The organism is Brevibacillus sp. HB1.1, from assembly GCF_013332445.1.
Lineage (GTDB): Bacteria > Bacillota > Bacilli > Brevibacillales > Brevibacillaceae > Brevibacillus > Brevibacillus porteri.
This window is the reverse complement of the sequence record NZ_JABMIV010000019.1, coordinates 17,558-32,869: the sequence shown is the minus strand read 5'-3', so window position 1 is coordinate 32,869 and position 15,312 is coordinate 17,558. Positions and strand designations below refer to the sequence as shown.

General features: G+C 48.6%; 12 protein-coding genes. 7 read left to right on the top strand and 5 right to left on the bottom strand.

From position 1 onward, the window contains the following. Positions 1-58 precede the first annotated feature (58 nt). From HPY27_RS28710 to gmd, 3 genes are all read right to left on the bottom strand, one after another. Positions 59-1,084, bottom strand: coding sequence for an asparaginase (locus HPY27_RS28710; protein ID WP_174226509.1), 1,026 nt, complete (start codon positions 1,082-1,084; stop codon positions 59-61). Positions 1,085-1,441: 357 nt separating this feature from the next. Then, on the bottom strand, positions 1,442-3,910 hold the full coding sequence (locus HPY27_RS30470; RefSeq protein WP_174226508.1) for a BMQ_0737 family morphogenetic spore coat protein: 2,469 nt from the start codon (positions 3,908-3,910) through the stop codon (positions 1,442-1,444). Between the two features lie 153 nt (positions 3,911-4,063). Continuing rightward, a complete protein-coding gene (gene gmd, locus HPY27_RS28700) occupies positions 4,064-5,032 on the bottom strand; it encodes a GDP-mannose 4,6-dehydratase (RefSeq protein ID WP_017247466.1) in 969 nt (322 codons plus the stop codon). A gap of 229 nt (positions 5,033-5,261) precedes the next feature. Between gmd and HPY27_RS28695 the strand changes: the two genes are divergently transcribed. Next, positions 5,262-6,056 (top strand): glycosyltransferase family 2 protein, encoded by a 795-nt coding sequence (locus HPY27_RS28695; protein WP_174226507.1) that lies wholly within the window; start codon positions 5,262-5,264, stop codon positions 6,054-6,056. Here HPY27_RS28695 and glf read toward each other — a convergent pair whose 3' ends face one another. After that, complete coding sequence (gene glf / locus HPY27_RS28690) at positions 6,057-7,208, bottom strand: UDP-galactopyranose mutase (protein WP_371814381.1); 1,152 nt, start codon at positions 7,206-7,208, stop codon at positions 6,057-6,059. Positions 7,209-7,284: 76 nt separating this feature from the next. Between glf and HPY27_RS28685 the strand changes: the two genes are divergently transcribed. Further along, entirely contained in the window at positions 7,285-9,021 is a 1,737-nt protein-coding gene (locus HPY27_RS28685; protein WP_174226506.1) for a phospho-sugar mutase, read from the top strand. A gap of 6 nt (positions 9,022-9,027) precedes the next feature. Here HPY27_RS28685 and HPY27_RS28680 read toward each other — a convergent pair whose 3' ends face one another. Further along, on the bottom strand, positions 9,028-9,735 hold the full coding sequence (locus tag HPY27_RS28680) for an FkbM family methyltransferase (RefSeq protein WP_017247462.1): 708 nt from the start codon (positions 9,733-9,735) through the stop codon (positions 9,028-9,030). Positions 9,736-9,962: 227 nt separating this feature from the next. Between HPY27_RS28680 and HPY27_RS28675 the strand changes: the two genes are divergently transcribed. The 5 genes from HPY27_RS28675 to HPY27_RS28655 all read left to right on the top strand — a co-directional run bounded on the left by HPY27_RS28675 (position 9,963) and on the right by HPY27_RS28655 (position 15,294). Beyond that, positions 9,963-10,829: a hypothetical protein gene (locus tag HPY27_RS28675; RefSeq protein WP_254613022.1), complete on the top strand. Its 867-nt coding sequence runs from the start codon at positions 9,963-9,965 to the stop codon at positions 10,827-10,829. A gap of 125 nt (positions 10,830-10,954) precedes the next feature. Then, positions 10,955-11,926, top strand: a complete 972-nt coding sequence (locus HPY27_RS28670; RefSeq protein WP_017247460.1) for a GDP-mannose 4,6-dehydratase — start codon at positions 10,955-10,957, stop codon at positions 11,924-11,926. Positions 11,927-11,968: 42 nt separating this feature from the next. Then, complete coding sequence (locus HPY27_RS28665) at positions 11,969-13,204, top strand: glycosyltransferase family 2 protein (RefSeq protein WP_017247459.1); 1,236 nt, start codon at positions 11,969-11,971, stop codon at positions 13,202-13,204. Between the two features lie 30 nt (positions 13,205-13,234). Then, a complete protein-coding gene (locus HPY27_RS28660) occupies positions 13,235-14,191 on the top strand; it encodes a GDP-L-fucose synthase family protein (protein ID WP_173622423.1) in 957 nt (318 codons plus the stop codon). After that, positions 14,188-15,294, top strand: a complete 1,107-nt coding sequence (locus tag HPY27_RS28655) for a glycosyltransferase family 4 protein (RefSeq protein ID WP_017247457.1) — start codon at positions 14,188-14,190, stop codon at positions 15,292-15,294. The genes HPY27_RS28660 and HPY27_RS28655 overlap by 4 nt, the downstream gene beginning before the upstream one ends. The last annotated feature ends 18 nt before the right edge of the window (positions 15,295-15,312 follow it).

Genomic DNA, 15,312 nt, shown 5'->3' with positions numbered 1-15,312 from the left:
TTGAACAACAATTAGCCTTTGTTGCTTTATGAATAAACGGCACTGCTGGGAATGCCATTTATACACGTAAAGAAAAATCTGTCTTGGTGAGACTAAAGGATGTCTCGATCCGTCCAACAACGTTACCACTCATGTTTGTAATGGGCGGGTTTGTATATTCCGCGAGCGTTTCCAAAGGACCGTCCATGCCGATTCCCAGTTGACGAAGCACTTCATTGACGACCGGATTGATCGCCCGTGGTCCTCCATCCTCAATTTTGATGGCAATGCCCCATCCTGTTTCTCTATCGCCCAGGCAGTACACGGACTCGGCGCCTGCCTTCCCTACGATACGACCACCAAAGGCTGTCATGAGGTCTGTGCAATATCGATTCTCGCCTCCGACCATTTCCGGATGAGCGGTCATGGCATCCGTAATTCGCTGAACGGCTTTTCGTCGCTCGGTATTTTCGATCACCTCTGGTCTTGCCAGCTTGGCGAATGCCCACGCGTAATGGGCGAGCGGCAATTGATGGACGGGAACCCCACATCCATCTGTCCCGAGGTTGATTTTGTCTTTGGGGTAGCCTGTTATGTCTTCGACTACATCAAGAATCCGCTGTTGCACTGGATGCGTAGGCAAATGATAGGTAGTCACGTCCTCCCCCATATGTGTCGCGGTGGCAATCATGCCGGAGTGCTTACCGGAGCAATTCGAGAATACAGGTGTAAGCGGCTTGCCCTCTCGAATCAGCTGTTTGTAGCTCTCCTCATGACGTGGCACATGTGTCCCGCATTGCAATGTCGCTTCTGGCTGACCTGCTCGCGTAAGCATAGAGAGCGCACGTGCGCGATGGCGTGGCTCTCCACTATGAGAAGCACAACAGAGCGAAAGATCAGCCGGCTCAAAACCATACCGATCTGCCGTCCCCGTCTCGATTACTGGAATCGTCTGCAACGGCTTCATACTGGAGCGTGCATATGTAAGGCGATGGGGATCACCGTACGAATAGAGCAATGTCCCCTGCGAATCAACGACTGCGATATGTCCGAGATGTGAGCTCTCTACCTGTTCTCCCCGGTATACGTTGGCAACGACGTTCATAGCAAGTCTCCTTTGCGTGCGGAAGTTTGAATGTTTGCACTTTTCTAACTATGCAAATAGTGTGCCAATAACTGAAACAAATACGCAACAGGTGGAGTTTAGCTATTTTCTAGAGAAAAAGAGCAACCCTTTCCCTAGAATGGAAAAAGAACAGGCTAACTCGTTATCAGGAATAGGTTCACCTTAAAAAGTAACAGGGTGACATTTCCGTTTTTATTTCAAAACGGAGTACGACCAGAACACTGCCATAAGCCTATGAGCCACCGCGTTTAGCAGAAAGCTTTGCACGCTACGAAAAAAGAGACGTCCCCTATGAAACGTCCCCTTGGCTCGTGTTGTGATCCTACTTTGTCCCCCCTAATCCTGACTCGGGAAAATCGATTGGCATTGCCGAGGAAATACGAAAGAAGGGCAACGAAAAAAGGGCGTAGGAGTAGGAGCAGGGATGTTATTTGGACGCGGGGAACAAAATTTCCCCAGCACCTCCATTTTGACTTCCGCATGTACCTGAATCTCCTTGCAGATGATCACTTCCAATTCGACCCTTCCGCCAAGTAGAAAGTGTGCATTCGGCGTGCACTCAATACCTGTGATCCGACAGGTGATATTGTTTTCGTCCAAAGGCTCAGGCAAGCATAGAATCACTTCATCGTCGAACGAAACGACAACCGGGAATTCGAACAAAAAGACACCGTTCGCAAAGACGCGGAGTAGGACAGTTGCCTGAAAAACAAACTGTACCATACCTGCCAGAAAAGTCGTTTGATTGATTGTCATCTGCACTCTTCGAACGTTGACGATCCTGCAAGAAAAATCGGAGACACATTCCGTGTGTGAGCGTTGAAAGAGCGGAAATGGCGGAGGGACGACAGGCTCTATGCATTGAATAGAGATGTCCTGACCAGATTGTATGGCTTCATCAACCAACGGAAGGAATTCATCTGGGATGGATACCTTGCTCCGTTCCCGATTCGTAGAGACTACCCAGTCGTATACCTCTTGAACCATGATGCATCTAGCCTCCAAATTGTTCGGGATCGGAGGCGTGGCAGTTGGAAATACGTTCGTAACTGTAACAGTAAACGAACAGGAGCTCGTATTTCCAGCCGCATCCGTTGCCGTGCACGTCACCACTGTCATTCCCTGCGGAAACGCCATGGTCTCAACCACTTCCGCTACAGGTAAAGACGGGAAATTGTGAACGACGCCGGACGGACTGCAGGAAATCGAGACGATACCGCAGCTAGGACTTGTCGCTGTTACCGTGTACGTTACCATGCCGAAATCCACACCTGGATCCGTACCGGTGCTGATATCAGGGGGACATGTGATGGTCGGGGGTTCGACGAAAGGAAAACTGATGATGACCTGACCATTGCCAAGCCCAATCCTCGTCAAGTTAAGCTGATTGCTCCCCCCGTTGAATGAGCCACCTCCGCCACCGAGCCCAGCGACTAGAGGAAACAAGGGATCTAATCCGTTTCCGCCTCCGCCACCACTAAAGCCTCCACCACCTCCACCGCCACTAGCTCCGCCTCCGCCGCCTCCTCCAAAACCGCCAGTTCCGCCTCCACCATCAGGAGCTCCACCCGCGCCACCGGCATTGATCGCGGTTCCACCTCCGCCTCCACCTGGGGAGGAAGAACCATTTCCAACAATGCCTGCTCCACCGCCTCCTCCATCGTCTGGCGCTCCCGCACCACCACCTAACCCATTGATCCCTCCAGCTCCACCAGGCGCTCCTGCCGTTCCGCTTGTGGTTAAAGCTGCATCCCTTCCAGGCAGTAAATTGGCTTCCCCGCCTCCGCCACCCGCTGCTACGAGCAGATTGGCGGCTGTCACCGGGTTTATAGTCCGCCATACAAATGTACCGCCACCGCCACTCTGACTATTTCCCATTCCACCAACCAAAACGGTCAATACTTCACCCGGCGTGACAGAAAAATCCCCCTGGATGAACGCTCCTCTGCCAAAATCAAGTGAACCTCCGCCTCTCGCCCCTACTGCCTGTATCGTCATAGAAGTAACACAAGGAGGGACGACGAAAGTCTGAAGCTCGCCCGTAAAATTGAGTGTAACAGCCGCAAACGTGATGACTACGATACCATCGCCTGTTCCCACACCGGAAACGTTTTTCTGATTGAGTCCGGCATTAAAGGAACCTCCGCCTCCACCTCCTCCGAATGATTCCACAAGGTTTGTACCACCTCCACCCCCACCGCCGCTGTATCCTCCACCGCCGCCGCCACCTGCGCTCCCTGCCCCGCCGCCGCCAAAACCCCCAGTACCTCCCCCGGCACCCCCAGCATTAATAGCCGTTCCTCCAACAGCACCTGTGGAGCCGTTGGCACCGTTTCCAACGATACCAGCTCCTCCAGCACCTCCACCCCCTAGTAATCCGCTGCCCCCTCCACCTCCGAGGCCATTCACTCCCCCTGCGCCACCTAATGCCTCATTACCAGCTTGACCTGATATACTGGACTCATTCGCATTGCGGCCTGTGGAGCCTTGGGTACCGCCACCTCCACCACCTGCTGCAATCAGAATGTTGGCGGCAGTAACGGGACTCGTCGTGCGCCAAACAAATGATCCGCCGCCTCCACCACCTGCCGTTAAGTCATCGCCACCACCTGCTCCGCCTACGAGGATAGACAATACCTCACCTGGTGTCACAGGAAAGTCGCCCTGAATATACGCCCCCCGCCCTCCAGTTGTGAGTCCGTCACCGCCTCGGGCACCTACCGCCCGGATCGTCAACGAGGTAACCGTTGGAGGAACGACAAAGGTTTGAATGGCGCCAGTAAAACCAACGTTCTGTGTAGGCATTGCCCACCATTCCTTTCCAAGCATGGTTATACACACATCATTGCCCATTCCTATATATATGTGTTGACTGTAGATGCGACATAGGCGAGAGAATAGAAAAAGACGTCCCATAGGCAGGACGCCTCGTCACTTGGTCATAGACCTTTTGATGCCCTATGCTTTTGCCACCCGCTGCATATCCGCTTCGACCATCATGTGAATCAACTCTTCCAGCTTTGTTTTCGGTGTCCAATCGAGCTCTCTTTTCGCTTTTTCCGGATTGCCCAACAAAATGTCCACTTCTGCTGGCCGATACAATTCCGGGTCGATCACGACGTAATCCAGGTAGTTCAACCCAACATAATCGAAGGCGATTTTGCACATCTCTTCCACCGTCGAAGTTTTGCCTGTCGCAATGACATAGTCATCCGGTTTATCCTGCTGGAGCATCAGCCACATCGCTTCCACGAAATCTCCGGCAAAGCCCCAATCCCGCTTCGCCTGAATATTCCCCATCCGCAGTTCCTTTTGCTTGTTCGCGGCAATTCTCGCTACAGCATGTGTCACTTTCCTCGTTACAAATTCCAGCCCCCGCAAAGGTGATTCATGATTGAATAAAATGCCGTTTGTGCTAAACATCTGAAAGCTTTCCCGATAGTTTTTGGTCATCCAGTAGCCAAACAGCTTGGAGACTGCATATGGGCTTCTTGGGTAAAAAGGCGTTTGCTCCGATTGCTGTGGCTCCTGGATTAATCCGTACAGCTCACTTGATGAAGCCTGATACATTTTGATTGCGGGGTCCGTTTCCCGAATCGCCTCCAGTACATGCAGGACACCCATTCCAGTTACTTGCGCGGTCAAAATAGGCTGCTCCCACGACGAACCGACAAAGCTCTGCGCTCCTAAATGATACACTTCCGCTGGTTTACATGCCTTCAGTGCACGCGTCAACGACGACACATCCAATAGATCGCCATCCTTGTACTCTACGTGATCTGCGATGTTCAAATACTCCAGCCGCCACCTGTCCACCGTGCTACGGCGTGGTACCAGTCCTACCACATGGTACCCCTTCTCAAGCAAAAATTTTGCCAGGTAAGCGCCGTCCTGACCTGTGATTCCTGTAAGGAAAGCTGTTTTCATCCGCTACTACTCCCCTTCTTCAGGCTGTGCCGTAATATCATTCCGGTAAGTACCCTTGAGCATCTCTTAAGCTTATGCCGGACCATGTTCATACGTTCAGTTGTCAGGGTGAGGGTCAAGAATAAAAGTCCGTAATAAACTAATGAAAGCAAACCGTTGTCAATGATCAATAAGGAGGTAGGCAGGTGACAGATATTTTAAAATGATCAAAAGAGGGGGTTCGACCGCCATGTCGCTCATTACTGTCGTGATTCCAACCTATAATCGGGAAAAGTATCTTCCGACAGCCATCGAAAGTGTGTTGAACCAAACGCACAAGGAATGGAAGCTCCTCATTGTAGACGATGCCTCTACTGACCACACACAGACAATCGTAGAAAAGTACCTCGATGATCCCCGCATTCACTACGTGCTACTCCCTGAAAATTCAGGGATCGGCAAAACAATGGCGGCTGCTCTTGAACGAATTAACACGCCCTACTTTGTCTCACTTGATTCGGATGACTGGTTCGACGAAAAGACCTTAGAAATTTTGTTGGATGAAATGGAACGCCAGCCAGAAACCACGAACGTCGTGTTCTCCAACACCGTTTTTTGGAAGGAAATGGGTGACACGCGAGAACTGTCCGAAATCATGCGGCCTCCGATCTATGAAGATAAGTATGATTACTTGGAAGCTCCGATGGTTTGGCCTCGTTTTTATCGGACACAGGCGGTTCGTGATGTCGGTGGATTTGAATGTGATGATCCAATGCAGGGAAGGTTTTCTCATGACAAGTACATGTTATTAAAATTGATCGGAACAGGTGATGTTCACTGGGTCGATGCGAACCTCTATCATTATTTGATTCACGAGAGCAACAATTCCCACACAAAAAACTGGCCGCAATGGACAAAAGCAAGAAAGTACATCCTTACGAAAATCTTGAAACTGTGGGGTGACGAGTACGAGCCTGCCTTTGTGTACACACCCGAGGGATGGATCTATGTGAACGAGCTCATTCCGAAAGAAAAGCCTTCCTAACTATTCTGTGACAATCTGCTTAAACAAGGTCAATGCCCGCGCCACTGCTTGATCCATGTTGTAGTATTGATAGTCCGCGAGTCTCCCGGCAAAAAGCACCTGATCGCGTATTTGCTCCGCCTCTTGTTTATAGAGGCTGTACCGTTGGCTGTTTTCCTTGCGAGGAATTGGATAATAAGGCTCGTTTTCGCCAGGTGAATACGGCTGTGGATAGACGAAGGATATGGTTGTGTGAGGAACGACTTGACCTGTGAGGTGCTTTTGTTCGAGGATTCTGGTGAAATCATACTCATTGGGGTAATTGACAGTCCCCACTTCTTGGTACCACTCCTTTTGATGCGTCTCAAAATGAAAGCGCAGGCTTCGATAAGGCAACTGTCCATGCTTATAGCCAAAAAAGGAATCGATCGGGCCTGTGTAAATCATACGTTTATACCTGATTTCATCCGCAATTTCTTGATAGTCCGTATTGAGAAGCACCTTTATATTCGGATGGTCGAGCATGCGTTGAAACATTGTCGTAAAGCCATGCAACGGAATTCCTTGATACGTGTCCTGAAAATACCGATTGTCCCTGCTGACATACACAGGAACCCTTGCGGAAACAGACTGATCCAGCTCCTCCGGCTTCAAATCCCATTGCTTAATCGTATACCGATGAAATACTTTTTGATAAATGTAATCAGCCAAAAAACCTAGCTCTTCATGAGCACTATCCCGTAGCTTCAGAATCGGAATCTTCGCCCCGAATCCATATTGACGGATCAGTAAGCTCTCCAGTTTCTGCGCATATTGCGGGGAAAACAAAGCAGACAATGCATTCAGATTGAAAGGCAATGGTATTTTTATGCCATCGACATAGGCACGCACCTCATGGAAGTACGGTCGCCACTGCGTAAAACGCGACAAATAGTCCCAGACCAGCTTGGAATTCGTATGAAAGGTGTGCGAACCGTATTTGTGAATCAGTATCCCCTGCTCATCATAGCAATCATAGGCATTTCCTCCGATATGATTGCGCCCCTCTACCACCAACACTTTTTGATCAAGCCCGTTGGCAATCCGCTCTGCGAGTGTAGCACCCGTAAATCCAGCTCCGACTATCAGCCAATCCACCTTCATGTTAGACTCACATCCTCCAGTCTTAATCACATCCACTCACTCCCTCACCATTTCGTTAATACCCTAGTAAATGATGTCGTACTCTACACACGGGAGTGAACTCTACATGAATGCAAACTGGCACGCACACTATACACGCTGGAACGAGTGTGAATCCCTCGATCCAGAGCTTCGTCAGCAGTTAACCGCCATGCACACTGATGAAAAGCAGCTTGCGGATTGCTTCTCTGCCCCGATTGCATTTGGAACCGGAGGCATGCGCGGGGTCATGGAGCCCGGAATAAACCGCATCAACTTATACACGATTCGCAAAGCGAGCGCAGGGCTAGCTCTTTATTTGCTCGAAACATACCCGGATCTGTCCGTCAAAAAAGTCGTCATTGCCTATGACTCACGGAAACACTCACAATTGTTTGCCACAGAAACCGCCAAAGTTCTCGGTCAGTATGGGATTACTACATGTATATTCAATCAACTGACTCCTACCCCTCTGCTTTCCTTTGCTGTCCGCCACTTTTGCGCGTGTGCTGGCATTGTCATTACAGCAAGCCACAATCCTCCCGAATATAACGGCTACAAAATTTATGGCGCAGACGGGGGGCAAATTACGCTCGCGACAGCCGAACGACTGATGGAACATATCGTTGCAGCCGGAAATGAACTCGAAATCACCCCAGCCGATGAACAAGAGCTGTACAAAAATGGACTTCTCCACTACATTGACGATTCTCTCTTGCATGCGTATTTGGAAAAAGTAAAGCAATTGCGCGTCCACCCAGACTTATCTCCTGCGATCCGGGAGCAAGTGAAGATCGTCTTTACTCCCCTGCACGGAACGACGCATGACTCGATCACACGTGGATTGAAATTGTTCGGGTATAAACAAGTGAGTGTCGTTAAAGAGCAAGCTGTCCCCGATCCTAACTTTTCGACTGTAACCTCGCCTAATCCCGAAGAGCCTGAATCCTTTCGATTAGCGATTTCATACGCCAATCAGGTGGATGCCGACGTGATCATGGGGACGGACCCTGATGGAGATCGCCTCGGTGTGCTCGTCAAAAACCAGGCAGAAGACTACAGCGTCCTGACAGGGAATCAGCTGGGAGCCTTGCTTCTTCATTACCTGCTGGAAACCAAACAAAAAAAGGGGGAGCTCCCCTCTAACGGCATTGTATTGAAAACAATCGTCACCTCTGAAATGGGCAGAGCCATTGCGACAGACTTCGGTGTATCGACAGAAGATACTTTGACAGGCTTCAAATATATTGGCGAAAAAATCGAAGCCTACGAAAATAGTGGCGCGTACGTCTTCCAATTTGGTTACGAAGAAAGCTACGGATACTTAATCGGCGATTTTGTCCGGGATAAGGATGCCGTACAAACTGCTTTGTTGCTTGCTGACATGTGCGCGTATTACAAATCACAGCACAGAAGCCTCGATCATACACTGAATGACTTATTCATCCGTTACGGTTATTATGCGGAAGAGCTGATTTCTTTCACATGCAAAGGAGGAGATGGCATGCAAAAAATATCGGCAACGATGTCTTCCCTGCGCAGTCAGCCACCTTCCCAAATCGCCTCCCACCCCGTCATAGCCATCGAAGATTATGCCAGCGGAATCCGCACAGATTGCCAAACACGTACATCCACACCGCTCACCTTGCCTGCCTCAGATACGATCAAATACTTTTTCCACGATCATTCGTGGTTTTGTGTCAGACCCTCAGGTACGGAGCCCAAAATCAAAATTTATTTAGGGGTGAAAGGAACGAGTAAGCAGGATAGCCAAGAAAGGCTTTTCACCTTGAAACAAGCTGTCTTGCAGATGCTCGAATTCTAGTAACGACTAGATTTCCAAGTACGGACCGGATTGATGAGGATGTCCGCCCGCGACTGTTCCGTACCGAGGAGGATGATAAGCTTGTTCTGGTGTTCGTTCAGGAAAACCTGATTGGAGAAGCAAGTCCCGTCTTACAAAAAAAGCGTTGACGCCCTTTGAATCTGTCCCCACCAAGGCATACCCCAACCTGGTTCCCAAAATGGCCAAGGAACTCAAGCTGGCACCATAGTAGGTAGTGCCACCCCATTTAAAATCAGGCTGATAGGCAATCACCATTTTTTGTGGGGGTGGAAAAGCAGCATTGTACTCAATAACAACAAGCCGCGGTGTGTAAATAGAAAGAGCTTGCCATACCCAGTAATCATTGCCGTCAATGTCGATGGAGAGCAGATCAAATTCCTTTGGAACACCATTTTCTTCGAATAACCGAGAAATATTTTCTTTCGTGATCAACTCATTCTTGATGATGACCTGGGGATAGGCAGCATAATCAGCAGACATTTTATTGCAACTGTTCAGATCGCCTTCCATCGCCAATCCGCTCCATCCATGCTGCGTGACGAGTTTTTTTATCATGCATTCCGAGCCATCTCCAACTCCGAATTCTACACAATAGCGATTCGTAGCTCCGATTCGCGAAAATATTTCTTCAATGATGCCGTCTTCTCCATTTTGGGAATACACTCGTTTTTCATATTGGTTTAACACATCCATTCTTGCCATGCCTCCATTCACAACATCCCTCTTTACGTATCTTATTTATCTTTTTGCGGATACGATTGGTCATTCAATGAACAGGCTGCAAAACAGGCTATTTGCACGTCTCTCATACAAAATGTTCCACGTAAGAGGCGCCTGCCGTTTCAAGGCCCTCCTCGGGACATATATTAGGAGAAAGTTTACCAATAGGAGCCTATCAGACATTTTGTAAGACAGAGGAGATGTGTATCTTGAGTTTGCCCATCGTGTTTATTCACAGAACGGCTGAAGAGCATGTAGGATTATGCGTGCAACAGGCGAAATACAGCAATCCTTCCTCTCGTGTCATTCTTATTGGAAAGCCAGAAACCAAGCAACTTAGTACCGATAATATAGAGCACTACCTGTTGAGTAAGTATTTCAAAAGCGCCCAAGCTTACTCTTTTGTTTACAAGCACTCCTCCCCCACCTCCTACGAATACAATCTGTTCTGCTTCCAACGCTGGTTTATTCTACGCGATTTTATGAGGAGTCAGGGTATCGATCGTTGCTGCTACCTGGACTCTGACGTGATGCTCTACACCGACATCAGCAAGCAAAACGAAAATGATTTCCACGATTTCACATTCGAGTTTACCTGGACAACAGTGTGCGACTTGGATAAACTCGATCAATTCTGCGAATACACCACCAAATTTTTCCGCGATCCTCTTCACTATGAGAACTTGCTTCAATTTGCAAAAGAAATCGGTGATGTTCCTATTTCAGATATGGTATTGTTTACTCTTTTTCACAATTACGCACTTCGCCGTGGCGCTACGTACGGCTTGGTTGCAAACGGCTTTTTCGATCATAATCTCAATTGTCCGTTTGCCCCATCCTGTCCGCAAGCAAACAGCTTGGAAACGAAGAAACAGATCTATCAAAAGGACGGCATGCTCTTTTGCAAAATAACAGAGACGAATAACTACCTCCCAGCTCATTCCTTGCATTTTCAAGGACATGCAAAAGAATATATCCCCTATTTTCGCTCACAAGACATCCCGAATACAGATGATTACATGTATTTCGACTATCCGACCTGCAAATGGGTGCGAGCCGAACCCTAATCCCAATAAAATTCCCTTTGGAAACGAGCTGTGCGCCGTGCCATTTTTCACGTTTTTCCATATTCATAATATGTTAAGCTGTTCATCCTTCGCTATGAGCATCATGGACAGGGGGGATTCGACTCATGAAGGCATTGATTACCGGAGTAACGGGATTTGCCGGCAGTCACTTGGCTGAATATCTACTGTCGCGGGGGGATGTGGATGTTTACGGCACATTCCGGTCCCTTACCAAAAAAGAGCAACTGGGGCACCTGATGGACCGCGTGCATATGGAAAACTGTGAATTAAAAGATCCCCAATCTGTAAATGAACTCATCCAGAGAATAAAGCCTGATCTCCTTTTTCACCTAGCTGCCCAAAGCTTCGTCCCCACCTCGGTGTCGTCTCCTGCAGATACGATGGTGAACAATATTGTCCCACAGTTAAATTTGTTCGAGGCGGTACGCAACCATGCTGTTCCGTGCAAGATTCAAATCGCTTGCTCCAGTGAGGAATATGGTTTGGTCTATCCGGAGGAAATCCCTATCAAGGAGACCAATCCCCTCCGTCCCCTCAATCCATACGCAGTCAGTAAAATTGCCCAGGATTATCTCGGGTATCAATATCATCACAGTTACGGTCTGGCGATCATCCGTACCCGTACGTTCCATCATACAGGGCCCAGAAGAGGCGAAAGCTATGTCACCTCCAATTTTGCCAAACAAATAGCCCAGATTGAGCTAGGCCTGCAAGAACCAAAAGTAAACGTCGGGAATCTCAGTGCGATTCGAGACTTCACAGATGTCCGTGATATTGTCAGGGCGTACTGGTTGGCGCTTACTCGTGGCGAACCAGGAGATGTATATAACATATCCGCTGGTACTCGCTATACCATCGAGGACATGTTGAAGACGTTGCTGGCGCTGACAGATGTGCAGGTGGAAATACATGTCGACACTGATCGACTAAGACCCTCCGATGTAGACATCGTATTGGGCGATTCCTCGCTGTTTCGAAAAAAGACTGGGTGGGAGCCCGAAATCTCTTTCCAGCAAACGATGGAAGATTTATTGAATTACTGGCGCTCTGTGCTACGCCAACATAACAGCTCTTGAAAACGCCGAGTGGATGTTTAGAAAAAATCAGGAGGAACCTCTATGTCCATGCAATCCCTTCCTCTCGTGAGTGTTATCACCCCTTCATACAACCAAGCAAAATTCATCAAACGAACAATTGATAGCGTACTGACGCAAGACTATCCCCATATTGAGCTTATCGTGGTTGATGGCGCCTCAACGGACGGTACAGTGGGCATCTTGCAGCAGTATAGCCATCTGCAAGACCGCTTCCGCTACGTTTCCGAACCAGATCGCGGCCAATCCCATGCCATCAATAAAGGATTACAAATGGCCCGTGGAGAGATCATCGGTTGGCTTAATTCAGATGATACGTATTTTCCCGGGGCGATTCGAAAGGCCGTCGCAGCCTTGCAGCAGCATCCCGAATGGGGAGTGGTTTACGGAAAAGGGCTCCACATTGATGAAAATGACAAAGTAAAGTATCCGTACATTTGGGTAGAGTTTGACCGAAAAAAATTGTTCAATTTCAACCTCATTTGCCAACCCGCTGCGTTCTTGCGCAAGCATGCCTTTGAAGCAGTTGGCGGTGTAAATGAGGAGCATGACTGGTGCATGGATTACGATCTGTGGAACCGGATCTCCCTGCATTATCCGATTGGGACGATACCAGAGTTTTTGGCCAATTCCCGCTTGTACAGCGCGTGTAAAACGTACGTTTATGAATTGGAGCCAGGCTTTTCCGAAATTTTGAAAACAAGCGTGAAGCATCATGGCACCATCTCGAATGAATGGCTCTATCACTATACGCAGAAGCATTACAATCAAGGAGCATTTTGGTTTCTCCACAAGCTCAAAGCGTATCATGCGTTCGGACCCTCTCCCCAAATCATTGCATCCAACCGCTACTCAGACGCATGGGCTCCCCAAAACCTGCGAATGACCATCGAAGCCAGCCATGGACCGATGCACGCTTTGCTTATCAAAGGAAGCAACCATAATACCGCCCCTCTCCTGCATTTCCATGTCATGAGGAATGGGAAACTCGTACACAAATTCCAAGTTACCCACGAGCGTTTTCAAGTCGTGATTCCCATTACCTCAGAGGGACAGCGATGTGAAGTGAGTATTTTTTGCAGCCAGCAGATCCTTCAGAGCCACCCCAACAATCCTAAAGTCAAACGATCTATCAGCTACCACCTAGAAGAAGTCCTCCCGCTTTCCTATGAGGAGTACCAATTTTATCAGGAATTCACCAAAGGCAAGGCCCAAATCGAACAATGGGTAAATCGCAGAGTCCCATCGCCTCGAACATGAATACGGACGAGAAAGGCAGGTTGACACGAATTGAATCTGGCGAAAAAACGGATTGTGGTTACTGGTGGATCAGGATTTCTAGGAAGCCACGTCGTTCATCAATTGCGCAAATTGGACTGTACGGACATCTTCATCCCTAGAAGCCATGAATACGATCTTCGCAAAGAACATGATGTGAACAAGATGTTGCAAGATTTCCGTCCCGATATCATTCTTCACTTGGCTGCCGTCGTCGGCGGAATCGGCGCGAATCAAAAAAATCCCGGAAAATACTTTTACGATAATTTGATCATGGGGACCCAGCTTATAGAGCAATCCCGGTTATTCGGTGTCGAAAAATTCGTAGCCATCGGAACCATTTGCTCCTATCCGAAGCATGCTCCTATACCGTTCCAGGAAGAAAATATATGGAATGGTTACCCTGAAGAAACCAATGCTCCCTATGGCTTAGCCAAGAAAATGATGCTGGTACAATCGCAAGCTTATCGCGAGCAATACGGGTTCAATTCCATTTATTTGCTCCCTGTCAATTTGTACGGTCCAGGCGACAACTTCGATTTGGAAACCTCTCACGTCATCCCTGCCATCATTCGAAAATGCGTGGACGCTATACGAAATGGTGAAAAGAAGATCGTGCTCTGGGGATCAGGGAGCGTGACGAGAGAGTTCATCTATGTCGAAGATGCGGCACAGGCGATTATTGCTGCTACACAGCGCTATGATCAATCGGAACCGGTCAATATCGGCTCCGGCCACGAAATTTCCATAAAAAATTTAGCCGAAATCATCAGGCAGCTAAGCGGCTTCCAAGGAGAGATCGAGTGGGATAAAACCAAGCCTGACGGACAACCGCGCCGCCTGCTGGATGTGACCAAAGCAAAAGAACGGTTCGGTTTCGTGGCACAAACTTCCTTACTCGCTGGCTTGGAAAAAACGATCGCTTGGTACATGGCACATCCTCACGTACAAGGGAGGATTCCTACATGAGAGTCGGAATCAATCTGATGTCAGTGATTCCTGGCAAAATCGGCGGGATGGAACAGTATGTCAGGAACTTGCTGGCCTACTCGATGAATGCTGGGGACGGCCATCAGTGGTTTCTTTTTTTATCGTCACACAATTTCCATACCTTTGAGGCGCAAAAGAATGTGCGCAAATTCATGATCCCCGACCACGGAAATGCACACGCGATGCTTCATTTCTGGATTAACTCCTTGCAGTTGAACTTGTGGTTTTGTCCGTTGCTTGTCTTGAATCCAACCGATGTCACAATCCCTTCTGTTATCAACATTCCTGATATCCAGCATGAGTATTACCCGGAGTTTTTCGATGCTCATTCCTTGCGCTGGCGAAAAGACAACTACCAATCGTCTGCACAGCGTTGCAGTGCCGTACTGACTCTCTCGGAGTTTTCCAAACAAACGATCCTCCAAAAATTCGAGCTTCCTCCGCACAAAGTACATGCGATCCACCTGGATGCTTCGCGGGAATTTTCCTTGCCGCATAATGAGGCACTCAATCAACAGGTCATACAAAAGTATACGCTGCCCAGTGGCTACGGCTTTTTCCCTGCGAATACATGGCATCATAAAAATCACCTGAATGTATTCAAAGCACTCGTCACTTTGCGAGATAAACACAATATACGGATTCCCATGGTTTTCACTGGTTTTGCTCAAGAGGCTCATCAGAACGTCATGAATTACATCACGAATAACCAGCTGTGGAACCAAGTCAAATGGCTCCACTACGTACCACAGGAAGAGATGCCTTACTTGTATCGGAATGCCCAGTTCCTTTGCTTCCCTTCCCTTTTCGAAGGCTTTGGCATACCGCTAGTAGAGGCCATGAAGTCCAACATTCCAATCGTTTGCTCCAATGCAGGGAGCATTCCTGAAGTGGTAGGTGACGCTGCTCTCACCTTCGATCCGAATATTTCCGACGATATCGCGGTGAAAATCGCCCATCTTTATTTGTCACCTGACGCAAGAGCAGAGCTGGTTGCCAAAGGCATCCATCAAGCCAAGCACTTTTCGTGGGAGAAATGCGCGCGCGAAACGCTGGCTGTCTTTTCTTCCGTCGCACGCTAATGTCAATTGAAAGGAGGT

Excerpts from the sequence above, each read along its gene's own strand:
- HPY27_RS28710 (WP_174226509.1), bottom strand. The coding sequence starts at position 1,084 with ATGAACGTCGTTGCCAACGTATACCGGGGAGAACAGGTAGAGAGCTCA.
- HPY27_RS30470 (WP_174226508.1), bottom strand. The coding sequence starts at position 3,910 with ATGCCTACACAGAACGTTGGTTTTACTGGCGCCATTCAAACCTTTGTC.
- gmd (WP_017247466.1), bottom strand. The coding sequence starts at position 5,032 with ATGAAAACAGCTTTCCTTACAGGAATCACAGGTCAGGACGGCGCTTAC.
- HPY27_RS28695 (WP_174226507.1), top strand. The coding sequence starts at position 5,262 with ATGTCGCTCATTACTGTCGTGATTCCAACCTATAATCGGGAAAAGTAT.
- HPY27_RS28685 (WP_174226506.1), top strand. The coding sequence starts at position 7,285 with ATGAATGCAAACTGGCACGCACACTATACACGCTGGAACGAGTGTGAA.
- HPY27_RS28680 (WP_017247462.1), bottom strand. The coding sequence starts at position 9,735 with ATGGATGTGTTAAACCAATATGAAAAACGAGTGTATTCCCAAAATGGA.
- HPY27_RS28675 (WP_254613022.1), top strand. The coding sequence starts at position 9,963 with ATGTGTATCTTGAGTTTGCCCATCGTGTTTATTCACAGAACGGCTGAA.
- HPY27_RS28670 (WP_017247460.1), top strand. The coding sequence starts at position 10,955 with ATGAAGGCATTGATTACCGGAGTAACGGGATTTGCCGGCAGTCACTTG.
- HPY27_RS28665 (WP_017247459.1), top strand. The coding sequence starts at position 11,969 with ATGTCCATGCAATCCCTTCCTCTCGTGAGTGTTATCACCCCTTCATAC.
- HPY27_RS28655 (WP_017247457.1), top strand. The coding sequence starts at position 14,188 with ATGAGAGTCGGAATCAATCTGATGTCAGTGATTCCTGGCAAAATCGGC.